Raw genomic sequence first — 23,302 nt, forward strand, 5'->3', positions numbered from 1 at the left:
CGTGTGCGTGGCGGGGAGTCAGTGCGCGAAGCCGCCGGGCCTGCCGTTCCTGTCGGCGATCAGGCCGGCGAGCGTGGCCACCGCGATCTCCGGAGGCGTACGGGAGCCGATGTTGAGCCCGATCGGGCGGTGTACGCGGGCGATCTCCTCGGGCGGGACGCCCAGCTCGGTCAGCGCCCGCACGTGGGGACCCGGGTGGCGGGGACTGCCCATGACGCCGATCCAGCGCGCGGGGCTGCCGAGAACGTCACGCAGTAGCGGCCCGATCTCCGCGCGATGGTGATCGGTGACGACCACGTCGGCCGTGCCGTCCAGGTGGCCGTCCACCTCCCTGACCACCGGGACCGAGTCCGCCGGGAGGCCGCCGAGCCCGTGGTCCGGATCGGGCTCCAGCAGGATCGGCCGGAAGCCCAGCTCGGCGCCGAATCGCAGCAGATGATTCGCCACCGGAGACGCGAACACCGCGACCAGCGTCCGCCTTGCCTCCTGGGGAAGCGCTTCGCCGTGGGCGGCCGCGCACGCGGGGTCCTCGTCATGGCTGTGGCTCATGTCCGCAGTTTCTCAGCCGTGCGGCCCGGGAGACGACCCCCGGGTCCCGCCGTGCCGCGCAGGCGCGGGCAGGATCGGGGGCGTGAACACGATGCTTCCGGTGACCCCGATGCTCGGCGTCGTGGTGGCGCTGCTCGCGCTGGCCGGGGCGGCCGTCGCCGCCCTGGGCCGATCCGGGCACGCGGCGGCCATCCTGACCGCCGCGGGGCGGGCCGCCGTCCAGCTCGCGCTGGTCTCCCTCGTCATCGGGTGGGCGACCGGGCTGCTGCCCGCCGTGGTGCTGTTCCTGCTCGTCATGTACGGCGTGGCGAGCGGCACCGCCGGTCGGCGGATCACGCGGGGAAGGACCGGCTGGTGGGCCGCCGTGCCGATCGCGGCGGGCACGGCGCCGGTGCTGGTCCTGATGCTGGTCACGGGCGTCCTGCCGGCGCGCGGGATCACGCTGATCCCGGTGACCGGCATCCTGCTGGGTGGATGCCTCACCGCCACGGCGCTGGCCGGCCGCCGCGCGCTCGACGAGCTGCGGCAGCGGCGCGGGGAGGTCGAGGCCGCGCTGGCGCTGGGACTCTCCCCCCGGGACGCGGCGCTGGAGATCTGCCGCCCGGCCGCCGCGCGGGCGCTCGTGCCCGCGCTCGACCAGACCCGAACGGTGGGCCTGGTCACGCTGCCCGGCGCGTTCGTCGGCATGATGCTGGCCGGTTCCGACCCCGTGCACGCGGGGGCCGTGCAGCTCGCGGTCCTCGTCGCCCTGCTGGCCGCAGAGTCGGCGGCCGTCGTGGTCACGATCGAACTCGCCGCCCGCGGGCGTTTCGCCCGCTGAACGACGCCCACGCCCTCTCGGAGCGCTATTGCCTTTCGTCCGCGAGTGGTCAAGACTGAGCAACATCGATCAGATTCGGTCGTCCTGTCGGATGAGGTGCGACCGAACCTGAGCGATTTCGCCTGTCGTCACCCCCCTCAAGAACGCCCGAGGTGACCATGAGACACGCCGTCGCGGTGCTCGCGACGCTCGCGGCGCTGGCCGCGCCGACCGCCCTGACCCCCGCCCCGGCCGAGGCCGCCCACGCCCAGGCGCCGCCCGCGGCGTACCCGGAGGTCGGCAGGGGCACCGCCTTCCTGGACCACGACGCGCTCGTGTCGGGCTACGCCGAGCCGGAGTGGTACAAGGCCAACATCCCGTTCCTGGAGGTTCCCGACCGGGAGATCCAGGACGTCTACTACTACCGCTGGAGCACCTACAAGCGGCACATCCGCTACACCGACTCCGCGACCGGCGACGTCATCACCGAGTTCCACAACCCGCCCGGGTACTCCGCCCCGCTCGGCGGCATCGTGGCCGCCGCCGGTCACCACGTGTACGAGGGGCGCTGGCTGCGCGACACCCGCCCGATCGACGACTATCTCACGTACTGGCTGCAGGGACCGGGCGCAGGCCCCAAGCCGAAGGAGGACTACGTCAACAAGGACACCGACGACTGGGCGCACCAGTACTCCTGGTGGGCGGCCGATGCCGCCTACCAGCGCTATCTGGTCACCGGCGACGCGTCCTTCGTCGAGCGGCTGCTGCCCGACCTGGTCCGGCAGTACGACAAGTGGGGCGGCCAGTACGACAAGGCGCTGGGCCTCTACTGGTCGGTGCCGGTGTGGGACGCGATGGAGTACACCGCCTCCTCCTACGAGACCGACCCGGCCGATCCCTACCACGGCGGCGCGGGCTACCGGCCGACGCTGAACGCCTACCAGTACGGCGACGCCAAGGCGATCGCCGCCATCGCGGACATGGGCGGCGACAAGGCCCTGGCCAAGAAGTTCGAGAAGCGGGCGGCGTCGCTGCGGGACGCGCTGCACCGCTACCTGTGGGACCCGGAGCGGTCCTTCTTCTACCACAAGGCTCGCGCCGACCTGGACCCCCGGCAGCGGCTGGTGTCCACGCGGGAGCAGATCGGGTTCGTGCCGTGGGCGTTCGACATGGCCGAGCCCGGCACGGAGAAGGCATGGGCGCAGCTGCTCGACCCGCAGGGGTTCGCCGCGCCCTACGGGCCGACCACCGCGGAGCGCCGCAGCCCGCTGTTCATGCGCGACGCGCTGAGCGGCTGCTGCCGCTGGGACGGGCCGAGCTGGCCCTACTCCACCTCGACGACGCTCACCGCGATGGCCAACCTGCTCGACGACTACGACCAGGACGTGGTCACCGCCGCCGACTACTACAAGGTGCTGCGGGGCTACGCGCTCACCCAGTACAAGGACGGGCACCCGTACGTCGCAGAGGCGCACCACCCGGACGAGCCGCGCTGGATCTACGACTCCCGCGGGCACAGCGAGCACTACAACCACTCGACCTTCAACGACCTGGTGATCAGCGGCCTGATCGGGCTGCGCCCGCAGCCGGACGGCACGGTCGTGCTGAACCCGCTCGTCCCGGCCGGATGGGACTACTTCGCGCTGGAGAACGTGCCCTACCACGGGCACAACGTGACGGTCCTGTGGGACCGAGACGGCAGCAGATACGGCCAGGGCGCGGGCATGCGCGTCTACGTGGACGGCAGGCAGGCCGCCCGCCGGGCCACGGTCGGCGAGCTGACCGCCCGGGTGCCGGCCGCCGTGACACCCGGCCGGTCCTCCCGGCCGAGCGACGACGCCGCCAACCCGTACGGCACCGGCTACCCCAAGCCGTTCGCGTCGTACACCAACGGCATCGACAACGTGTGGGACGCCGTGGACGGGCGGATCTTCTACGACGACATCCCGCACAACCGGTGGACCAACTACCGCTCCCCGAACGCCGAGGACCATCTCGGCGTGGACTTCGGCGTGCCGACCCGGGTGAGCGACGTGCGGTTCTACGCCTACGACGACGGCGGCGGGGTGAAGGCCCCGGCGTCGTACCGGCTGGAGTTCTGGGACGGCGCGGCGTGGCGCGAGGTGCCTGACCAGACGCGCACGCCCGAACGGCCCGTGGGCGCGGCGCTGAACCGCGTCACGTTCCCGGCCCTGACCACGACCGGGATCCGGCTGGTGTTCGGCAACCCGCCGGGCGCGTACGTCGGCGTCACCGAACTGCAGGCGTGGTCGCCGGCCGCGGGCGACACCACCGTGGACGCGGCGGTCGCCGGGCAGGCGCGTCCGGGCGTGCCCGCCGAGGTGACCACCACCTTCGCCAACCGGGGACGCACGCCCGCCACCCGGGTCACCGCGTCGCTGGCCGTGCCGCCGGGCTGGTCGGCCGAACCGGTCGGCAGCCCGCGGACACCTGTGGTGCGGCCGGGCGGCGAGTTCGCCGTACGCTGGCGGGTCGCGCCGCCCGCCGGAACCGCGCCGCGCCCCGGCGCCCACCCGGTGCGCGCGATCGCCGAGTACGACGGGTCGGCGCGGGCCGTGAGCCCCTACGCTCAGGTGACCGTGGGGCTCGACCCGGACGCCTACGGGAAGGCGGAGGTCGAGGACGACTTCGGTGCCGACACCTCGGCGGGCTACACCCTCTACAGACCCGAGGGCGGCGAGGCCCTGCCGGCGGTCACGGCCGGCGGCGGCCGGTTCGCGGGCACCGGCGCACAGCCGTTCTTCGGCCTGGCCGCCGGCCCGGCGGGGCTCTCGTCGTCCGACGCGATCAGCGTGGTGACGGCAGGGGAGTTCGCCGGCACCGGCAGCCCGGAGGACAGCGTGTTCGTCGGCTGGGTGAAGGACGCGGGCACCTACGTGACCGCCTGGTACAACAACACCCGCAAGCAGTCGGGCATCAACGTGCGGGTCGGCGGCCGGTTCCTGGACACACCGGGCGACGCCCCGCTGACCCTGAGGCCGGGCGACCGGTTCGCGCTGGTGCTGTCCGGCGACACCATCACCTCCTTCGCCTACACCGGGGGCCAGTGGCGTCCGCTGCGTACGGCGGACATCGGCGGCACGCTCGCCACCCCGCAGGCCCGCGAGGGCTTCCGCTACGGCTTCGGCCTGCGCGGCACCTCCGGCACGATCGCGGTCGCGGGTCTGGAGGGCCGTAGTTCCTCGTAGTGAGGGCCGCACGTGAAGGACGCGCGCCGGCACCGGCTGGCGGGGCTCGCTCATTCGAGCAGTCGCACCGCTCCGGTGTCGGCGGACTGCGCCAGCGCCGCGTAGGCGCGCAGGGCCGTGGAGACGTGCCGTTCGCGGTCGCGGGGCCGGTAGCCGGTGCCCCGTTCCAGCCGGGCACGGCGGGCGGCGAGGTCCGCGCCGGGCACCCGGAGGTGGAGGGCGCGTGCGGCGACGTCGACGGTGATGACGTCGCCGTCCTCGACGAGCGCGAGGGGACCGCCCGCGGCGGCCTCGGGTGAGACATGGCCGACCGACAGGCCGGAACTGCCGCCGGAGAAGCGGCCGTCGGTGACCACGGCGCACGTGCCGGCGAGACCGCGGCCCTTGAGGTAGGCGGTGGGGTAGAGCATCTCCTGCATGCCGGGGCCGCCGCGCGGGCCCTCGTAGCGGATGACCAGCACGCTGCCCGGCGTCACCCGCCCGGACAGGACCGCTTCCGCGGCTTCCTCCTGTGACTCCGTCACCACCGCGCGGCCGGTGAAGACGTGCATGCCGTCGGGAACGCCGGCGGACTTGATCACTGCGCCGTCGGGGGCGAGGTTGCCGCGCAGGACCGCCAGCCCGCCGTCCGGTGAGTAGGCGTGGGCCGTGTCGCGGATGCAGCCGCCCGCAGGGTCCGTGTCCAGGGACTCCCACCGCGCCGACTGGGAGAAGGCGGATGCGGAGCGGACGCCGCCGGGGGCGGCGTGGAAGAGATCGAGGGCCTCGGGTGCGGGCGCCGCGCCGCGGATGTCCCAGGTGGCCAGCCACCGGGTGAGCGAGCCGGCGTGGACGGCGTGCACGTTCTCGTGGAGAAGCCCGGCGCGGTGCAACTCGCCCAATATGGCGGGGACCCCGCCGGCCCGGTGGACGTCTTCCATCAGATAGGGGCTGTTGGGGGCGACCTTGCACAGGCACGGCACGGTGCGTGAGCGGGCCTCGATGTCGCGCAGAGTGTAGCCGAGCTCCGCCTCGTGGGCCGCGGCGAGCAGGTGGAGAACGGTGTTGGTGGAGCCCCCCATGGCCAGGTCCAGGGCCATGGCGTTGTCGAAGGCCGCCCGCGAGGCGATGGCCCGGGGCAGGACGGAGGCGTCGTCCTTGTCATAGTGGCGTGCGGTCAGCTCCATGACCGTACGGCCTGCCTGCTCGTACAGCCTCCGGCGGGCGGTGTGGGTGGCCAGGGTCGAGCCGTTGCCGGGCAGGGCCAGCCCCAGCGCCTCCACCAGGCAGTTCATCGAGTTGGCGGTGAACATGCCGGCACACGAGCCGCAGGTGGGGCACGCCGCTTCCTCGATGCGGGCGATGTCCGCGTCGGACACGGCCGGGTCGACCGCCTCGGACATCGCCGTGACCAGCTCCAGGCGGGTGCGCACCGTGCCGTCGGTGAGCACCGCCCGTCCGCCCTCCATGGGACCGCCGGAGACGAACACGGTGGGGATGTTCAGCCGCAGCGCGGCCATCAGCATCCCCGGCGTGATCTTGTCGCAGTTCGAGACGCACACCAGGGCGTCGGCGCAGTGCGCCTGGACCATGTACTCGACGGAGTCGGCGATCAGATCCCGGGACGGCAGCGAGTACAGCATCCCGGCGTGTCCCATCGCGATGCCGTCGTCGACCGCGATGGTGTTGAACTCCCGCGCGATGCCGCCCGCGGCGGCGATGGCCTCGCACACGATGCGGCCCACCGGCTGCAGGTGCGTGTGGCCGGGGACGAACTCGGTGAAGCTGTTGGCCACCGCGACAACCGGCTTGACACCGATGTCCCGGCTCGGCACGCCGGAGGCGCGCATCAGGGCGCGCGCTCCGGCCGTGTTCCGTCCGTGGGTGACCGTACGTGATCTCAGCTGTGGCATGTCCCCATGCTTGCGGCGCGCGAAGGCGGGGCGAAGACGGCCACACTGCTAGTACTTCCACTACCAGCGCTTACCCTGATCCCCGTGGGAACGGCATCGCAGCGGCAGGCGGAACTGGGCGGCTTCCTGCGTGCGAAGCGCACACGCCTGGACCCGGCCGCGGTCGGCCTGCCCCCGGCCGGGCCCCGCCGCCGGGGCGGCCTGCGCCGTGAGGAGGTCGCCACGCTCTCCGGGGTCAGCGCCACCTGGTACACCTGGCTGGAGCAGGGCCGCGACATCCAGCCCTCCCGCCAGGTCCTGGACGCCCTCGCCCGCACCCTCCGCCTGACCGCCGCCGAGCACACCTATGTCCTCTCCCTGGCCGGATACGCCCCGCGGCCCAGCCGGCCCGCGGAGCCGACCGCGCAGGCCGCGCCCGCTCACGTCCAGCGCCTCCTCGACGCGCTCGCCGGCTTCCCGGCCTACGCCATCGCCCCGGACTGGACGATCTGCGGATGGAACGCCGCCTACACGGCGCTCTATCCGAACGTGGCCACGGCCGGACCGGACGAACGCAACCTGCTGTGGCTGGTCTTCACCGACCCTTACGTCCGCGACCTGCTGCCCGACTGGGAGACCACCAGCCGCCGGTTCCTCGCCGAGTTCCGTGCCGAGGCCGGGCCGCGCCTCGGCGACCTGGCCCGCTCGCCGGTCGTCCAGCGCCTGCTGCGGATCAGCGAACCGTTCCGCGACGCCTGGCAGAGCCATCACATCGAGGGCTTCACCTCCCGCGAGCGGGTCTTCAGGCATCCGGTCGCGGGCGTGGTGCGCTTCGAGCACCACCGGCTGGCTCCCGCCGACCACCCGGACCTGCACCTGGTCGTCTACACCCCCGTGGCCGGGTGAGAAGCAGGCACCTGCTTTCCCGAAGACGCGGGGGAGCCGTCGCGCGGACCCTCCGCACGACGGCTCCCCCTTGCGGTTATGGAGCCCAGGCGGCGGTGACGGCCCAGCTCACGTCCTCGGCGTACGAGGCGGGGTTGTCGTAGGGATGCGCGCCGCCGCTGGAGGCGACCCAGACCTCCTCGGCGTAGTGCCGGACGTTCGCGCCCAGTTCGTTGAGCGACGCCAGGCGCACGCTTCCCGGCGTGCCGCCGGGCTGGGCGCAGAAGGTGGCGTCGCGACGGAACAGTTCGCTGCCGTCCGGGGCGTCCAGGCGGACCCGGAAGTCGGCATGCCGCAGGTAGCGGCCCGGATAGTTGCGCGACTCCAGGGAGTAACAGGTCGGCTGGGCCAGGCCGCGCCGTACGACGAACGTCGCGTCCGACTTGAGCAGGGCGTCGCTCCCGCTGGTGACCACGTCGGTGCGGGCCAGGCCGTTCTGGTGCCGCAGGTAGCGGTCGGTGAACCCCGGAGTGGTGACCCGGAACGAACGGGCCTGGTCGAGCGGCAGGCCGGCGCCGCTGCGCCACAGCGGGACGGTCACGGCCCACGTGGTGTCGGCGGCGAAGCTCGCGGCGGCGTCCCACGGGTTGGCGCCGCCCTGCTTCGCGACGTAGACCAGCTCGTTGTAGTGGCGGATGTAGTAGCCGCGCAGGTTGTAGGACTCCAGCCTGGTCCCGCCCTGCCCCTCGCGCGGGCAGAACGTGGCGTCGGCCGCGAACAGGGCCGTGCCGTCCTGGCGGTCCTTGCGCAGCCGGTAGTCCGAGTGGCGCAGATACTCGCCCGGGAAGTCGCGCGACTCGAACGACACGCACGAGGAGTCGGCCAGGCCCGGGCGCGTCCAGAACGTCGCGTCCTGCTTGGCCAGGTCGGAGCTCGCGCCGTCGATCACGTCGGTGCGCGCGAGCCCGTCCTGATGGCGCAGGTAGCGGCCGGTGAAGCCGGGCGTGGTCACCCGCAGCGACACGAGCTCGCCCCGGGGGACGTCGGTGCCCGCCGCGACCGCCAGCAGGTGCCGGTTGGCCTCCCGTACGCGTGACTCGGTCATCTTGAGCACCCGGCGGTCGTAGGTGTAGAACCCGTTGACCTCGTTCTCCACGTCGTACGGCTCGGTGTAGACCGAGGCGGACAGCCCCCGGGTGTGCACGAGCCGCTCCACCTGCCGGGTGACCTCGACGTAGCGGTTCGTCAGCGACCCTTCGTCGGGGTACAGGTCGCCGTAGGCGAACCCGGCGCCGGGCTGGTACTCGTGGCCCTGGACGCGCCTGCCGAGGCCGCCGAACTCGCCCAGCACGGCGATCCGGGTGGCCGAGGGAAGCCGGGTGTCGGTCTCGCCGGGGACCTGATACCAGTGGTCGTCGATCACGTCGCCGTTGGTCGGCTCGGGGTCGGAGATACAGCAGTTCGACCCGGAGTCGTGGTCGATCAGCCGGGTCGAGTCGACGGAGCGGACCAGGTCGACGATGCGCTGGTTGTCGTACTCGCCCCAGCCCTCGTTGAACGGGACCCACATCACGATTGAGGTGACGCCCCTGAGCTGCTCGACGATCCGGCGCAGCTCGGACTCGTAGTTGGCGTGGCTCCGCTCGGGCGTGTCGTCCACCGCGTCGAGCGAGGGCATGTCCTGCCACACCATCAGGCCCAGTTTGTCGGCCCAGTAGTACCAGCGGGCGGGTTCGACCTTGATGTGCTTGCGGACCATGGTGAAGCCCAGGGCCTTCTGCCGCTCCAGGTCGAAGCGCAGCGCCTCGTCCGTCGGCGCGGTGTAGATCCCGTCCGGCCAGTAGCCCTGGTCGAGGGTGCCGAGCTGGAACACGAACTTCCCGTTGAGCACCGGGCGCAGCACCCCGCCGACGACCGCCTTGCCGATCGACCGCATCCCGAAGTAGCCGGTCACGACGTCGCCGCCGCCGTTCCCCGTGAGCGTGACGCGCAGGTCGTAAAGGAACGGGTCGTCGGGCGACCACAGGCGGGCGTTGGGGACGGGCACGCGGATGTGCGCGCCGACCGCGCCGGTGGCCGAGCCGACGACCGTGCCGCCGCTCAGCACCTCGGCCCTGGCCTGGTCGCCGGTGCCCTGCACGACGAGGTCCAGGACCCCGGCGGGCACGTCGGGCGTGGTGTCGAGCCGGGTGACGTGCGCGGTGTTCACCGGTTCGAGCCACACCGTCTGCCAGATGCCCGACGACGCGGTGTACCAGATGCCGCCCGGGTTGCGGCGCTGCTTGCCGATGGGGAACGTGCTGCCGTCGATCGGCGAGGACACCCCGACGATCAGCTCGTTGTCACCGGACCGCAGGGCCGAGGTGATGTCGAAGGAGAAGGCGTCGTAGCCGCCGGTGTGCCGGCCGACCTGGACGCCGTTCACCCACACCCGGGCCTCCCAGGTGACCGCGCCGAAGTTGAGCATCACCCGGCGCCCGGACCAGCCGGACGGGACGGTGAAGGCGCGCCGGTAGAACATCGTGTCCTCGTGGCGCTTGATGCCCGACAGGGCGGACTCGATCGGGTACGGCACGAGCACGCCCTCCGCGAGCGTCCGGCCGATGGGAGGCGAGTCGAGGGTGGACGCGCCGGCGAACTCCCACACGCCGTTGAGGTTGAGCCATTCGGGCCGGACGAGCTGGGGACGCGGATAGTCGGGCAGGGCGTTGGCGGGGGACACCTGGGCGGTCCAGGGCGTGGACAGGGGCGGTGTCTTCGGCTGCCAGACGGCGGCGGACGCGGTGGGCGCGGTGAGCCCGGTGAGGATCAGGCAGGCCGTCGTGAGCAGGAGGGCGGTCGCGGCGGCGAGAATCCGGCGAAGCTGGATCACCGGCATCAGCCCCGCCGCCACTTCTGGTTGGCGCCGCCATGGCACTCCCACTGGATCAGCCGGGCGCCGTCGTTGGGGTTCCAGGCGTCGATGTCGACGCACTTGTTGGACTGCGGGTTGACCAGGTCGCCCGCCGCGCTGAGCACGAACTGCTGAGCGGGGTTGCCGCTGCAGGTCGCGATCTGGATCACCGCGCCGTTGTCCCTGGACCCCCAGGCCACGTCCATGCACAGGTTGTTCTGCGTCCGCAGGGTGCCGCCGGTGAACGTCCACTTTTGAGCATTGGTGCCGTTGCAGGTGTACATCTGCAGCGGCACGCCGTCGCTGAAGTTGGAGTTGGGCACGTCGATGCACTTGTTGTTGAGGCTGCTGATCAGCGCGCTCGTGTCGCCGCCCGTGGTGGTCAGGCTCAGGCCGTACGCGCCGAGGATCTCGTTGACCGGCTGGAAGAAGGTGGTGCCGCCGGTGGAGCAGTTCCCCGCGGCGCCGGAGGTGACGCCCTGGGCCTGGTCGCCGGACATGTAGGCGCCGCCCGAGTCGCCCCCCTCGGCGCAGGCGCTGGTCTGGGTGAGCCCGTAGACGAGCGAGCCGGAGTAGTTCACGGTCACGTTCCTGGCCTGGACGACCCCGCAGCGCCAGCCGGTGGTGCGCCCGGATCGGCAGATCGACGCCCCGACGGGGGCCTCCTGGGAACCGGCCACCGAGACGCTGCCGCCGCCGTAGTTGTTGACCCAGGGACGCGGCGTCCAGTCGCCGTTGGTGCGCACCCAGGCGTAGTCGTTGTCGGGGAACGACGAGGCGACGAAGGTGCCCTGGGCGACGTTGTTGTATCCCAGCGTCGGATTGCCGGCGCGCCCGCAGTGCCCGGCGGTGACGAAGCCGCCGTTGTTCACCGAGAACCCGACGGAGCACAGCACGTTGCCGTTGATGACGTACTGGTCGCCGCCCCGGATGTCGTAGACGAGGCGGGGAGCCTGGGCGACGGAGATCCGCGTCGCCGCGGTGTCGGCGGACGCGGCCCGCACGAATCCCTCCGCCGCCGCCTGATCGGCGGCCGACACGACGACCGCGTTGGCGGCCGGATCGACGTACCAGCCGTAGACGCCGGTGCCCGCGGCGCCGGCGGCCCGGTCGAGCGCGGCCTTGACGGCGCTCAGCTGGCTGTCGCTGCGCTTCACGGAGACGGGCACGGCGCCCGCCTCGCGTACGCGCTCGGCGTCGCTCGCGTCCAGGACCCCGGCGGCCAGGCGCTGCTGCGCGGGGTCGTACCAGGCGCCGGCGAAGCGGTCGCCGAGTTCGGCGCGGACCCGCCGCTCGACGGCCGCCGCCGCGGCCTCGTGCGTCTGGCGGACGCGTGCCTGCTCGGGGGTCAGGCGCAGGTCGCGCTGCAACGCCTGCTGCATCGTCGCCGCCGGCGTGCCGGGATCGGGCCGGGGGACGGGGGAGGGGGCGGCGTTCGCGGACACGGAGGGGAAGGCGAGCGCGACGGCGAACACCGCCGCGCCGGTCAGCACGGTGAGTCTCACGGCAGTCCTTCTGGGGGGTGACGAGACGTGAGAGCGCTCTCTGAAAAGAACCTTTACAGTAGTGTGGCTGTCCGTCAAGACCCAACATTTCCCAACACATCCCGCCGTTCGCGGGGATGGGACGCGTAGGAAAGGGTGCACGAATCCGGTCCTGCCGTCGATCTTCGGCGGGATACTGGAGTTCCCGAACGTGCCCCCGACCCACCGGAGAGTCATGCCGCAGCCGCTGGAGCCGAGCGATCCCGCACGCCTGGGCTCCTATCGCATCACCGGCAGGATCGGCGAGGGAGGGCAGGGCGTCGTCTATCTCGGCGAGGCCGAGTCCGGCGACCTCGTCGCGGTCAAGCTCTTCCACGCGCGGCTCGGCCGGGACGCGGCCCGCGCCGACTTCACCCGGGAGGCGGAGCTCGCCCGCAGGGTCGCCCGTTTCTGCACGGCCCAGGTACTGGAGTCCGGCATGGACGGCAACCGGCCGTACATCGTGAGCGAGTACGTCGAGGGGCCTCCGCTGAACCAGGTGGTGGCCGCGCGGGGGCCGTTGTCGGGCGGCGCGCTCGAACGGCTCGCCATCGCCACGGCCACGGCTCTGGTCGCCCTGCACGACGCCGGGGTCCTCCACCGGGACTTCAAGCCGCAGAACGTGCTGGTCGGCCCGGACGGGCCGCGCGTCATCGACTTCGGGATCGCCCGCGCCCTCGCCACCACGAGCACGATGACCAGCCAGGTCGTGGGAACCCCCGCCTACATGGCGCCCGAGCAGCTCGCGGCCGGTGAGCTCGGCTTCGCGCTCGACGTGTTCGCCTGGGCGTCCACGATCGCGTTCGCCGCCACCGGCCGCCCGCCGTTCGGCGCCGACGCCATCCCCGCCATCATCAACAGGATCCTCAACCACGAGCCCGACCTGGAGGGGATCGAGGCGCCGCTGCGCGACCTGCTCGCGGGCTGCCTCGCCAAGGACCCGGGCCTGCGGCCGACCGCGCGGGAGATCCTCGACCGCCTCGTACGCCCGCGCCACGACGCGCAGGCCGCACCGGCCGTACCCGCCCCACCGGATGTGCCGGCCGCGCCGCCTGTATCCGCGGCGCCCGCTGTGTCGGCCGCGCCGGCCGCGCCGGGCGGCCCGGCCGGATCCGCCTCCTCAGGGTCGTCGGCCCGGAAAACGCCCCCGCCCGGCCCGTCTGACTCGCCGCCCGGGACGTCCGGGCCCGTCACCGTGCCGGGCGGCGGCCGACGCAGGCGGGTCCGGGCCGCGATCGCCGCCGTGGCCGTGGCCCTCGCGGCCACGGTGGCCGCCGCCTTCGCGCTGCTGCCGTCTCTGCACTGGCCATCAGCGGGAAGCGGCGGCTCCGAGACGGAGCGAGCGGCGGCGGTCGGCACGGCTCCGGCAGCGTCGGCGGACACCGGCGGAGGCTCGTCTCCGTCCGGGGCCCCGTCGGCCACCGCCGCCTCGCGATCCCCGTCGCCCGCCTCCTCACACCGGCCCCGGGTGGGCCGGTCCACGGCCAAACCGGACGTCACCCAGCCGGCCCCGACGCGGACGGTCACCGCACGGCCGACCGTCCGCCACTCGAAGACGACCGCGCCGGTCCCCGCCGATTCTCCGGCCGCGAAGCCGGCCAAGCCCTCGCCCACGCCGGCCAAGCGGGTCGTGGAGCTGGGACCCGGGCACTTCACCGAGTACTGCGTGAGCCTCGGCTGGGAGTGGGTCGAGTACCGGGAGACGCCCACGCCCGGCGCCTACTGCATCAAGCGGAAGGGCGACACCATGTACCTCACCCAGAGCCGGCGCGACGCGGGCTGCCGATGGCGCTACCACGACCCGAAGGCCTTCCACCGGTTCAAGGACAAGTCGAACTACTGCTACACGTACCGCTGACCCCTTCGCCGGCGCCGGCCCGCTCAGGACGGGATCGCGGGCACCTGGCCGGTCGTGCTCTCCCGGACGATCAGGCGATGCGGCACCACGATCTCGGCGGGTGGGCGGGCCGCGCCGTTGATCGACTCCATGAGGACGTCCATCGCCATGCGCGCGATCTCCTTCTTGTCCGGGGCGATGGTGGTGAGACTGGGGGTGCTGTATTGACCTTCCTCGATGTCGTCCATGCCGACCACGGCGACGTCGTCGGGGATGCGCAGCCCTGCACGGGTCAGTGCCCGCATCGCGCCGAGCGCGAGCAGGTCGTTGTAGCAGAACACGGCGTCGGGCGGCTCGGGCAGGGCGAGCAGTTGCTCCATGGCCGCGGCGCCCTGCCGGCGGTGGAAGCGCGAAGTCGGCGCGATGAGCCGCTCGTCCACCTCCAGTCCCTCCCTCGCGTGCGCCTGCCGGTATCCGCTGGTGCGAAGCTGCGCGGTCTCGCCGGTGGCGTACGGCTGGTCGCCGATGGCGGCGACGCGACGCCGGCCGAGGCCCAGCAGATGCGCGGTGGCTTCCCGGGCGGCGGCCACGTTGTCGATGGCCACGTGGTGGAAGCTGCCGTTGAAGATGTGTTCGCCCAGCAGCACGATCGGGACCCTGTGGCCGCGCGCCCGCAGCTCCTCGGCCGAGACGCTCAGCGGGCTCAGCAGTAGTCCGTCGAACATCGTGGCCCGCGAGTTCCGGCCCAGCAGCTCGCGCTCGCGCTCCCTGTCGCCGTCGGTCTGGTCGACCATCACCACGTACCCACGGGCGCGGGCGGCGGTGATCACCTCGCGCGCCAGCTCTGCGAAGTAGGGGACGTCCAGCTCAGGCACGACCAGTGCGATCATCCCGCTGCGGCCCTGTTTGAGGTTGCGGGCGATGAGGTTGGGGCGGTAGTCGAGCTCGTCCAGTGCGGCCTGCACGCGAGCGCGCAACTCGTCCGACACTGGTGCGTACCCGTTGACCACGTTGGACACCGTGCGAATGGACACGTTCGCCCGCTTGGCGACGTCACGCAGCGTTGGACCGGCCATGCGTCTCCTATACCTCCGGGTGCTGGGGTTGGGAAGATCCTAACCGGCGCTTGCATCGTTGCAGACAAGCATGCACTATGTCTGCATCGTTGCAGAGCCCTCACAACGTCTTTTCCGGGACGGCGAGGAGTACTTAGATGACCTCATCCCCCATGGATCGCCGCGGGTTTCTCAAGGGAGCCCTCGGCGTCGGAGCCCTCGCCGCCACGGGCGGCGCGCTGACCGCCTGCGCTCCCGGCACGGGCGGCGCGGCGCCGAGCAAGCTGGCCAAGCCCTCCGCCTCCGCGACGGCGGCCAAGGGCGAAATCACCGTTTGGAACCGGTCCGGCGACCTGTTCAAGGTGTTCGACGCGGCGATCGGCAGGTTCCGCCAGGCGTACCCGGGCGTGAAGGTCAACCACATGGCCGTGGACATCGACGCCAAGCTGGCGAACACGCTCATCAGCGGCACAGACGTGCCCGACGGCAGCTTCTGGGACGACGCCAAGATCGGCGGGCAGGCCGAGCACCTCTACGACCTCTCCGATCTGATCGCGCCGTACCGGGACCAGGTCGCGCCGTACAAGCTGTCGGTGAACACCGTGGCGGGCAAGATCTACGGCGTGCCCTGGGATCTCGATCCGGGGCTGCTCTGGTACCGGGAGGACATCCTGCAGGAGGCCGGGGTCGATCCCGCCGGGCTGGCGACCTACGACGACCTGCTGACCGCGGCCAGGACGGTCCAGGACAAGTTCCCGAAGACCAAGCCCATCCACCTGGACAAGAACCCGTTCCTCGGCCAGCTGTGGCTCGAGATGCTGGCGAACCAGCAGGGCACGAGCCTCACCGACACACAGGGCAAGCTGCGGCTGGACTCGGCGGAGTACCGGCGGATCTTCACCTGGATCCAGACCGCGGTCAAGGACGGGCTCGCTACCCGGGCGCCCTACCTGGAGCCCGCCGACGTCAACACGCTCGACGGCGGCCAACAGGTGTTCGTGCCGTGGGCGATCTGGTGGTCCTTCGCGCCGCAGCAGCTTCTCAAGGCCACCAAGGGCAAGTGGCGGGCGGCTCCGCTCCCCGCCTGGACGCCGGGCGGCCCGCGGAGCGGCGCGATGGGCGGCAGCAGCTTCGTCATTCCGGCCAAGGCCAAGAACCCGGAGTTGGCCTGGCTGCTGTACGAGTTCCTGTGCTTCAAGGAGCCCGGATACACCGCGCTGTACGGCCCGAGCAGCGTGTACCCCGGTGGCCTGTCGACCTCGGTCCCCGGTTTCACGCCCGCGCTCGACCCTGCCAAGCCGCTGTTCCAGCCGATCGACGCCCTCGGCGGTCAGGACCTGTGGAAGGTCGCCGTCGAGGCCGCCGCCACCATCCCGGCCGCGGCGCCCATCCCGGCATGGTGGGCCAAGTCGGTCGACTACCTGGGCGACAACATGCAGCGCCTCATGGACGGCACGATGTCGCCCGACGACGTGATCGGCGAATCAGCCGAGAAGATCCAGCGCAACCTGATTGACCGCTCCTGATGTCGGCTCTCACCACGACGGCGAGGTCCGGGCGGGCCGCCGGCGCGCGGCCGAGGTCGCGTCGCGGCATCCGGCTGTCGCCGTACCTGTTCGTCGCCCCGTTCTTCCTGGTCTTCGCCGCCTTCGGGATCTACCCGCTCGTCTTCGCGCTGCAGCTCAGCTTCACCCGCTGGCACGGCGCCGGGGAGGCCACCTGGGTCGGCCTGGGCAACTATGCCTACCTGCTGACCAGCCCGGAGTTCTGGGCCTCGCTCGGCAACAGCGCGGTGATGTGGCTGCTCATCGTGCCGATCCAGATCGTGGCCGGGCTCGGCGGCGCGGTGCTGCTGGCCAACGCGAAGCTGCGGTTGCGAGGCCTGTTCAGAGTGGCCTTCCTCGCGCCGTTCGTGACCCCGCTGGTGGCCATGGCACAGGTCTGGATCGTCGTGTTCGACCAGGACTACGGCCTGGTCAACCACCTGCTCAACCTCGTGGGCCTGCCCGGGGTGGGGTGGCTGACCTCGACGGCGTGGTCCAAGCCGACGCTGGCGCTGTTGTTCCTGTGGAAGACGACCGGATTCGCGATCATCATCCTGCTGGCCGGGCTGCAGGCCGTGCCGGCTGCGGTGTACGAGGCCGCGGCGATCGACGGCGCCTCTCGCCGGCGGCAGTTCTGGTCGCTGACCGTCCCGCTGGTGCGCCGGAGCATGGCCTTCCTCGTGGTCGTGCAGACCCTCGCTGTGTTCCAGATGTTCGCCGAGCCCTTCGTGGTCACCGAAGGCGGCCCGTACGGCTCGACCACCACCGCCGGGCTCTATCTCTACGAGCACATCACCGCTTCCGACCTCGGCACCGGCGCCGCGAACTCGTTCCTGCTGGTGCTGCTGGTCTTCGGGCTATCCCTGGGCGCGGTCAGGCTGCTGCGCCCGAAAGACGAGGTGTCATGAACCAGACCAGGCCGGGCCCGGTGCAGTACGCCCTGCTGGCGCTGCTCGCCGCGGCCTTCCTCTACCCGATCTGGTGGGCGGTCAGCTCCTCGCTCAAGCCGGCCGCCGAGATCATCACCAACCCCCTCTCACCAGGGCCTGTGACACTGGACAACTACAGGGCGATGTTCGCCGACGTGCCGATCGGCACCGGCTTCGCGAACACCGCGCTTGTGCTGGTCGTCAAGGGCGCGATGACGATGTTCTTCTGCCCGCTGGCCGGATACGCATTCGCCAAGTACGCCTTCCCCGGCAAGAACCTGCTGTTCGGGATGGTGCTGCTCACCCTCATGCTGCCGACCCTGGTGCTGATCATCCCGCTGCTGCTGGAGATGAGCGCCCTCGGCTGGGTCAACACCTACCAGGCGCTGATCCTGCCGGGGAGCATCGACGCGTTCAGCATCTTCTGGATGCGCCAGACCATCGCCGCCATCCCCAACGAGTTGATCGACGCGGGACGCGTGGACGGCGCGAGCGAGTTCGGCGTCTTCGCCAGGGTCGTGCTCCCGGTGATCCGCCCCGGGCTGGCCGCGCTGGCCGTGCTGACCACGATGAACATCTACAACGACTTCGTCTGGCCGGTCGTCGCCGTCAACGACACCTCGCACCAGACGCTCCAGGTGGTGCTGTCCACGCTGGCGCAGAACGTCACCGGCAACAGGATCGGCGCGGACTTCGCCACCGTCTGGGGCGAGTTGCTCGCCGCGGGCAGCATCGCGATGTTGCCGCTCCTGGTGATCTTCGTCCTCCTCCAGCGCCACTTCATCAACGGCATCCTCGCCGGCAGCGTCAAAGGCTGACCAGGCACATCTCTCATGAAACGGAGCACCATGACCCCGCGCGCGGAATACCCCCGGCCCCACTTCGACCGATCGCACTCCTGGTCAAGCCTCAACGGCGAGTGGGACTTCCGGGCCGACACCGAGCAGGGCTGGAATCGGACCATCACCGTGCCCTTCGCCTGGGAGACCCCCGCCTCCGGCGTCGAGGCCCACTGGCTGCCCGTGGCCTGGTATCGCCGCCGCGTCACCGTGCCCGCGGCCTGGGCAGGGCAGCGGGTCGTGCTCCACTTCGGCGCCGTGCACCACGAGGCCACCGTGTGGGTCAACGACGTCGAGGTGGCCGCGCACCGCGGCGGCTACACGCCGTTCGAGGCCGACATCACCGAGGCGCTGCGCGAAGACGAACAAGAGATCGTCGTGCGGGTCGCCGCGCCGCTCGACAAGCGGGACATCGCGCACGGCAAGCAGCGCAGCGTTCCCCGAGACGACTTCGACGGCGTGTGCTTCACCCCCTCGTCGGGCATCTGGCAGAGCGTCTGGATGGAGGCGCGGCCGGCCACCCACCTGGCCGCGCTGAAGCTGCGCCCCGCCGAGGGCCTGACCGGCATCGTGGCCGAGGCCCGCGTCGAGGGTCCGGCGGCGGAGACCAGGCTGCGGCTGTCCGTGCGCGGGTGCGGCCCGTCGATCGAGGTGCCGGTCGGCCACGGGCCGGTGCGTGTGGAGCTGCCGATCGAGGAGCCGCGGCTGTGGTCGCCGGACGACCCGCACCTCTACCACGTGGACGCCGAGCTCGTCTCACCCGGCGGCGTCGACCGGGTCGCCGCATACACCGGGCTGCGCACGATCGACGTGGTGGGGGAGGATCTGTATCTCAACGGCCGCCGGCTGTTCGTACGCGGGGTGCTCGACCAGGGCTACTGGCCGCGCACCGGCATCACGGCGCCGGACGACGCCGCGCTGCGCCGCGACATCGAACTGGCCGCCGCCGCGGGGTACAACCTGGTGCGCAAGCATCTCAAGCTGGAGGATCCCCGCTTCGTCTACCACGCCGACACCCTCGGCATGCTGGTCTGGGCCGAACCCGCCGCCACCGGACGCTTCTCACCCGAGTCCGTGGCCGCTTTCGAGGAGCAGATCGCTCCCATGGTCGAGCGTGACGGCAACTCCCCGGCGATCGTCATCTGGGGCCTGTACAACGAGGAATGGGGTCTGGACTGGGACATCCCGGGCGACCCCGCCAAGCAGCAGGCGGCCGCGCGGGCGTACGACCTGCTCAAGGCCCTCGACACGACCCGGCCCGCCGTGGACAACTCCGGCTGGACCCACGTCAGGACCGATCTGCTCGACTGGCACTACTACGACGAGTCCGCCGCGTCGTGGGCCAGAACCGTGGCCGCGCTGCTCGACGGCGAGCAGGACGACTTCCCCGTACGGCTCGGCCCCGACTTCGTGGTGCGCAAGAAGCTGGCCGGCACGCCGTCCCAGCCCCTGCGCGGGCTGCCCAACCTGAACAGCGAGTACGGCGGCGGCTTCACCTCGGTGGAACGCGCCTGGCATCTGCGCTGGCAGACGCAGGAGATGCGCCGCCACGACAGGCTCGCCGGGTACGTCTACACGGAGCTGTACGACATCGAGCACGAGTCGGCAGGACTGCTCGACTTCGAACGCCGCCGCAAGGATCTGGCCGGTGTGAACCCTGCCCATGTCAACGCCACCACGACGCTCGTGCTCGACGTCGTCCCGGTCGCGCCCGGCCGTGACCTGCTCAGCACGTCGCGCGAGGTCGCCGTCGGCGTACGCATCTCACACCACGGTGCCGAGCCCGTGACAGGCCGCCTGCACACCGCCTGGACCCCGGTCTTCGGTCCCGCCCCCGAGGACGCCGCGCTCATGGGTTCCTGGGAGCCGGGCCCTGCCGCAGAGGCGAAGCCCTTCCTGCTCGGCGCGCCCACCGAGGTCCGCGCCGTGCTCCCGGACGGCTGGACCAGCGGACGGCTGCACATCGCTCTGGTCGGCGACGGGGTCGTCGTCGCGCGCTCCGCCCTGGACGTGGACACCCACACCGCCTTCGTCATCGGAGACGACGCGCAGGCCCGGCCCTGACGAGCCGGGTGAAGGCCTGGCCCCCTGGGCGGGGGACCTCCTGAGCACACCGTCGTCACGTGCCCGACCAAAGCGGGCCGAACTCGGCCACGGGTTCGGCCCGCCGTGGGGCGACCTCCTCGATCGCACGGACGTCCCGGGCGGGTGAGAACGCGACGGGCAGGGTCGCCACGGCCATCAGCGCGGTGCCGCCGATCGCCGCGGTGATCGGGCCGAGGATCGTGGTGAGGACGCCGCCGAGCAGGGCGCCGATCGACAGCGCGCCCCAGGAGGCGAGCCGGTAGCCGGCGTTCACCCGGCCGCGGACCTCCTCGGTGACGGCGACCTGCCGGATGCCGGTGGCCTGCGAGTTCGCGACGCCGATGCCGATCCCGGAGACCAGGAAGGCGGCGCCCAGGAAGAGATACGCCCCGGCGGGCACCAGTGCCGCGGCGAGCACGCCGAGCAGCGGGGTGGTGTTGCCGAATGCCATGCTGACCCCCAGTGCACGGCCGTACCCGTAGCGCGCCGTCAGCCGGGCGCTGGTCACGCTGCCGGCGAAGGCGCCCACGCCGCCGCAGGTCACGATGAGGCCGAGGGCCACCGGCCCCGCCGCCGCGGCGTCGAGCACCTGGACCGTCAGGGCCAGCATGAAGATCTCGCTGCCGAAGTTCCACAGCGTGGCCTCGGCGCCGAGCGCGCGGAGGATCCGGTGCCGGAGCAGCAGGCGCAGGCCGGCCTTCGCCTCCGCGAGGGCCGACCGTCGCGCCGACGCGTCCGGCCGGGGCTCGGCCAGCCGTACCCGGCTGATGAGCAGCCCCGACAGCAGGTAGCCGAACGCGTTTACGACGACGGCGATCGGCGCGGTGAGCAACTGCACGAGCGCTCCACCGACCCCGGCCCCCGCGATCTGGAGGGCGGACTGCGTCGCGGTGATCTTTGCGTTCGCGTCGACGAGGTGCCGTTCCGGGACGATCCGCGGCAGGAAGGCGAAGTCGGCCAGCTTGGACGCCGTGGCCGGCCGGGTCGTCGGCGCGGTGGCGGCGGCCCTGGCCGACGGCACCTGGGCCCGCCTGAAGGTCTGCGTCAACGACGACTGCCAGTGGGCCTTCTACGACAACTCCCGATCCCGGACGGGCCGATGGTGCTCGATGCGGCTGTGCGGCAACCGCGCCAAACAGGCGCGCTGGCGCACCGGCCGGGCCACGTAGCCGCGGGTCGTAGTTCTCCTCCCAGGCGGCGTCCCACGCGGCCTCGTGCGGTACGCGACGACGGCGCCCGTTCGAACCAGGGCGTCACGGTGTCAGGACGACCTTGTTGCACTCGTCCAGCTTGTCCCTGAACATCTGGTAGCCGCGCGGTGCCTCGTCGAGCGGCAGGCGGTGGGTGATGACGAAACTCGGGTCGATGTCGCCCTCGCGGATCCGCGCGAGCAGCGGCTTGAGGTAGCGCTGCACGTGGCACTGGCCGGTCTTCAGCGTCAGCGACCGGTTCATGACCGCGCCCATCGGGAACTTGTCGAGGAAGCCGGCGTAGACCCCGATCACGGACACGATCCCGCCGTTCCGGCAGGACATGATGGCCTCGCGCAGGGCGTACGGCCGGTCGGTCTCCAGGCGGGTCGCCTGCTTGGTGCGATCGTAGGCGTACAACGCGGGGTTGGGATAATGGGCCTCCATTCCGACGGCGTCGATGCACGCGTCCGGGCCGCGGCCCGCGGTCAGGTCGAGCAGGGCGTCCCGGACGTCGACTTCCTCGTAGTCGAGCGTCGTCGCGCCCGCGCGTTCGGCGATCCTCAGGCGGTAGGCGAAGCGGTCGATGCAGATGACCCGTTCCGCGCCCATCAGGTAGGCGCCGGCGACCGCGAACTGGCCGACCGGTCCCGCCCCCCACACGGCGATGACGTCGCCGGGCGTGATGTCGCACATCTCGGCGCCCATCCACCCGGTGGGCAGGATGTCGGACAGGAACAGCACCTGCTCGTCCGCCAGCCCGTCCTCGATCTTGATCGGGCCGACGTCCGCGAACGGAACGCGGGCGTACTCCGCCTGGCCTCCGGGATAGCCGCCCAGCATGTGGGAGTAGCCGAAGATCCCGGCGGGGGCGTGGCCGAGGAACTTCTCCGCCAGCCCGGCGTTCGGATTGGAGTTCTCGCACACCGAGTAGAGGCCGAGTTCGCACGCGGCGCAGCGGCCGCAGGCGATCGGGAAAGGGACGACCACGCGGTCGCCGGCGCGGAGGTTCCGCACGTCGGGGCCCACCTCCACGACCTCGCCCATGAACTCGTGACCGAGGATGTCGCCCTTCTTCATCGTCGGGACGAACCCGTCGTACAGGTGTAGATCAGAACCGCAGATGGCGGACGAGGTGATCCGCACGATGGCGTCGTGGCTGTTGAGGATCCGCGGGTCGGGCACTTCGCGGACCTCGACGCTACTCCGGCCCATCCAGCAGTTGGCCTTCATGGCTACTCCTCACCGCACCGGCTGGGCCGGACGCTGTTTCAGCTGCCGCAGCGCCCGCGTGCCTTCCGGGCTGCCCTCCGACCGGACGACCTCGCCGGTCTCCAGAACCTGCTTGAACCGGCGCAGGTCGTCGCGCACCTGCTGCTCGGGGTGCTCGCCCAGCAGCCTGGCGAGGGCGAGACCCGCCCTGCCTCCGGGCGGGTCGTACCGGAGGTGGACCCGCACCTCGGTGCCGCGCCCGCCGGGCGCATCGCCGAACCGCACGGTTCCGCTGTTCGGCACCAGGGCGCCGCTCGTCGAGCGCCAGGAGATCACTTCGTCCCGGAGATCCTCGACGATCTCGGCGTCCCACTCGACCGCCTTCCCTGCGGGCCCCCTGGCCTTCCAGTGTGTGATCCCGTCGACGGTCGTCACCGACTCCACGTGGATCATGAATCTCGGCAGCTGCTCGAACCGGTGCCAGAACCGGTACACCTGATCGCGGGGGCATTTCACCGTGACGGCCGCGTGCAGGTCCATGCCCTCACCGGGTGCGACCTCGGGACGCCGCACGAACGCCCGCGCCGCCGCGTACGCGCCGGCTCCGGTGGCGGCGACCGCTCCCGCCACCGCCACTGGGCGGCCTAACCGCCGGACGGCGGACGGCGCGGCGACCCGTACGCGTTCGAGGGCGGGACCCATCCGTTCCATCGCGCCGGACAGAACCCGGGAGAGCCGTTCGGATGCGCGCTGATGTTTTCCGGTCATGTCGGCTTCGCCTCGCTTCCCGCTCGGGCCGTACGTGGTGATCAGTGATGGACGGCGACGAAGCGGTCATAGGGCCGTACCCGCGATTCGCCGCCCGACACCCCGCGCGGCCGC

General features: G+C 71.7%; 17 protein-coding genes. 9 read left to right on the forward strand and 8 right to left on the reverse strand.

Features of this window, described 5'->3' with window-relative positions; all coding sequences use genetic code 11:
- Positions 1 to 18: 18 nt before the first annotated feature.
- Positions 19 to 549, reverse strand: coding sequence for an XdhC family protein (locus tag FLW16_RS13910; RefSeq protein ID WP_142560438.1), 531 nt, complete (start codon positions 547 to 549; stop codon positions 19 to 21).
- Between the two features lie 91 nt (positions 550 to 640).
- Here FLW16_RS13910 and FLW16_RS13915 point away from each other — a divergent pair, with 91 nt between their 5' ends.
- Positions 641 to 1,369 (forward strand): ABC transporter permease, encoded by a 729-nt coding sequence (locus FLW16_RS13915; RefSeq protein ID WP_142560628.1) that lies wholly within the window; start codon positions 641 to 643, stop codon positions 1,367 to 1,369.
- Between the two features lie 158 nt (positions 1,370 to 1,527).
- On the forward strand, positions 1,528 to 4,557 hold the full coding sequence (locus FLW16_RS13920) for an MGH1-like glycoside hydrolase domain-containing protein (RefSeq protein ID WP_142560439.1): 3,030 nt from the start codon (positions 1,528 to 1,530) through the stop codon (positions 4,555 to 4,557).
- 50 nt (positions 4,558 to 4,607) lie between these two features.
- Here FLW16_RS13920 and ilvD read toward each other — a convergent pair whose 3' ends face one another.
- A complete protein-coding gene (gene ilvD / locus FLW16_RS13925) occupies positions 4,608 to 6,449 on the reverse strand; it encodes a dihydroxy-acid dehydratase (protein ID WP_142560440.1) in 1,842 nt (613 codons plus the stop codon).
- Between the two features lie 84 nt (positions 6,450 to 6,533).
- Between ilvD and FLW16_RS13930 the strand changes: the two genes are divergently transcribed.
- The gene (locus tag FLW16_RS13930) at positions 6,534 to 7,334 is read left to right on the forward strand and encodes a helix-turn-helix transcriptional regulator (protein ID WP_260615245.1); all 801 of its coding nucleotides are present in this window, start codon (positions 6,534 to 6,536) and stop codon (positions 7,332 to 7,334) included.
- A gap of 76 nt (positions 7,335 to 7,410) precedes the next feature.
- Here the strand turns inward: FLW16_RS13930 and FLW16_RS13935 are convergent, their stop codons facing one another.
- Both FLW16_RS13935 and FLW16_RS13940 read right to left on the reverse strand, forming a co-directional pair.
- Positions 7,411 to 10,185: an AbfB domain-containing protein gene (locus FLW16_RS13935; protein WP_260615246.1), complete on the reverse strand. Its 2,775-nt coding sequence runs from the start codon at positions 10,183 to 10,185 to the stop codon at positions 7,411 to 7,413.
- Positions 10,186 to 10,190: 5 nt separating this feature from the next.
- Positions 10,191 to 11,711 (reverse strand): ricin-type beta-trefoil lectin domain protein, encoded by a 1,521-nt coding sequence (locus FLW16_RS13940; RefSeq protein ID WP_260615247.1) that lies wholly within the window; start codon positions 11,709 to 11,711, stop codon positions 10,191 to 10,193.
- Between the two features lie 214 nt (positions 11,712 to 11,925).
- Between FLW16_RS13940 and FLW16_RS44470 the strand changes: the two genes are divergently transcribed.
- Complete coding sequence (locus FLW16_RS44470) at positions 11,926 to 13,587, forward strand: serine/threonine-protein kinase (protein WP_221891062.1); 1,662 nt, start codon at positions 11,926 to 11,928, stop codon at positions 13,585 to 13,587.
- 23 nt (positions 13,588 to 13,610) lie between these two features.
- Here the strand turns inward: FLW16_RS44470 and FLW16_RS13950 are convergent, their stop codons facing one another.
- Positions 13,611 to 14,642, reverse strand: a complete 1,032-nt coding sequence (locus tag FLW16_RS13950; RefSeq protein WP_142560442.1) for a LacI family DNA-binding transcriptional regulator — start codon at positions 14,640 to 14,642, stop codon at positions 13,611 to 13,613.
- A 137-nt stretch (positions 14,643 to 14,779) separates the two neighbouring features.
- Between FLW16_RS13950 and FLW16_RS13955 the strand changes: the two genes are divergently transcribed.
- Genes FLW16_RS13955 through FLW16_RS13970 form a run of 4 tightly spaced genes read left to right on the forward strand, consistent with a single transcriptional unit; the run spans position 14,780 to position 19,997 of the window.
- Positions 14,780 to 16,147 carry an ABC transporter substrate-binding protein gene (locus FLW16_RS13955; protein ID WP_142560443.1) on the forward strand — a complete coding sequence of 456 codons (1,368 nt, stop codon included), beginning with the start codon at positions 14,780 to 14,782 and terminating at the stop codon, positions 16,145 to 16,147.
- Positions 16,147 to 17,073: a carbohydrate ABC transporter permease gene (locus tag FLW16_RS13960; protein WP_142560444.1), complete on the forward strand. Its 927-nt coding sequence runs from the start codon at positions 16,147 to 16,149 to the stop codon at positions 17,071 to 17,073. The genes FLW16_RS13955 and FLW16_RS13960 overlap by 1 nt, the downstream gene beginning before the upstream one ends.
- A complete protein-coding gene (locus FLW16_RS13965; protein WP_142560445.1) occupies positions 17,070 to 17,912 on the forward strand; it encodes a carbohydrate ABC transporter permease in 843 nt (280 codons plus the stop codon). The genes FLW16_RS13960 and FLW16_RS13965 overlap by 4 nt, the downstream gene beginning before the upstream one ends.
- Positions 17,913 to 17,942: 30 nt before the next feature.
- Positions 17,943 to 19,997: a glycoside hydrolase family 2 protein gene (locus tag FLW16_RS13970; protein ID WP_142560446.1), complete on the forward strand. Its 2,055-nt coding sequence runs from the start codon at positions 17,943 to 17,945 to the stop codon at positions 19,995 to 19,997.
- A 55-nt stretch (positions 19,998 to 20,052) separates the two neighbouring features.
- Here FLW16_RS13970 and FLW16_RS44475 read toward each other — a convergent pair whose 3' ends face one another.
- The gene (locus tag FLW16_RS44475) at positions 20,053 to 21,039 is read right to left on the reverse strand and encodes an MFS transporter (RefSeq protein ID WP_221891063.1); all 987 of its coding nucleotides are present in this window, start codon (positions 21,037 to 21,039) and stop codon (positions 20,053 to 20,055) included.
- Between FLW16_RS44475 and FLW16_RS44480 the strand changes: the two genes are divergently transcribed.
- On the forward strand, positions 21,014 to 21,187 hold the full coding sequence (locus tag FLW16_RS44480) for a CGNR zinc finger domain-containing protein (RefSeq protein WP_221891064.1): 174 nt from the start codon (positions 21,014 to 21,016) through the stop codon (positions 21,185 to 21,187). The genes FLW16_RS44475 and FLW16_RS44480 overlap by 26 nt on opposite strands.
- Before the next feature lie 84 nt (positions 21,188 to 21,271).
- Here FLW16_RS44480 and FLW16_RS13985 read toward each other — a convergent pair whose 3' ends face one another.
- Together FLW16_RS13985 and FLW16_RS13990 are read right to left on the reverse strand one after the other, a co-directional pair.
- Positions 21,272 to 22,441: a zinc-dependent alcohol dehydrogenase gene (locus FLW16_RS13985; RefSeq protein ID WP_142560448.1), complete on the reverse strand. Its 1,170-nt coding sequence runs from the start codon at positions 22,439 to 22,441 to the stop codon at positions 21,272 to 21,274.
- A gap of 9 nt (positions 22,442 to 22,450) precedes the next feature.
- Positions 22,451 to 23,188, reverse strand: a complete 738-nt coding sequence (locus FLW16_RS13990) for an SRPBCC family protein (protein ID WP_142560449.1) — start codon at positions 23,186 to 23,188, stop codon at positions 22,451 to 22,453.
- Positions 23,189 to 23,302: the final 114 nt, after the last annotated feature.

It is taken from the genome of Microbispora sp. KK1-11, from assembly GCF_006874435.1.
GTDB lineage: Bacteria > Actinomycetota > Actinomycetes > Streptosporangiales > Streptosporangiaceae > Microbispora > Microbispora catharanthi.

Bases quoted from the DNA above. Each gene is read 5' to 3' on its own strand.
- FLW16_RS13910 (WP_142560438.1), bottom strand. From the start codon at position 549: ATGAGCCACAGCCATGACGAGGACCCCGCGTGCGCGGCCGCCCACGGC.
- FLW16_RS13915 (WP_142560628.1), top strand. From the start codon at position 641: ATGCTTCCGGTGACCCCGATGCTCGGCGTCGTGGTGGCGCTGCTCGCG.
- FLW16_RS13920 (WP_142560439.1), top strand. From the start codon at position 1,528: ATGAGACACGCCGTCGCGGTGCTCGCGACGCTCGCGGCGCTGGCCGCG.
- ilvD (WP_142560440.1), bottom strand. From the start codon at position 6,449: ATGCCACAGCTGAGATCACGTACGGTCACCCACGGACGGAACACGGCC.
- FLW16_RS44470 (WP_221891062.1), top strand. From the start codon at position 11,926: ATGCCGCAGCCGCTGGAGCCGAGCGATCCCGCACGCCTGGGCTCCTAT.
- FLW16_RS13950 (WP_142560442.1), bottom strand. From the start codon at position 14,642: ATGGCCGGTCCAACGCTGCGTGACGTCGCCAAGCGGGCGAACGTGTCC.
- FLW16_RS13955 (WP_142560443.1), top strand. From the start codon at position 14,780: ATGACCTCATCCCCCATGGATCGCCGCGGGTTTCTCAAGGGAGCCCTC.
- FLW16_RS13960 (WP_142560444.1), top strand. From the start codon at position 16,147: ATGTCGGCTCTCACCACGACGGCGAGGTCCGGGCGGGCCGCCGGCGCG.
- FLW16_RS13965 (WP_142560445.1), top strand. From the start codon at position 17,070: ATGAACCAGACCAGGCCGGGCCCGGTGCAGTACGCCCTGCTGGCGCTG.
- FLW16_RS13970 (WP_142560446.1), top strand. From the start codon at position 17,943: ATGACCCCGCGCGCGGAATACCCCCGGCCCCACTTCGACCGATCGCAC.
- FLW16_RS13985 (WP_142560448.1), bottom strand. From the start codon at position 22,441: ATGAAGGCCAACTGCTGGATGGGCCGGAGTAGCGTCGAGGTCCGCGAA.
- FLW16_RS13990 (WP_142560449.1), bottom strand. From the start codon at position 23,188: ATGACCGGAAAACATCAGCGCGCATCCGAACGGCTCTCCCGGGTTCTG.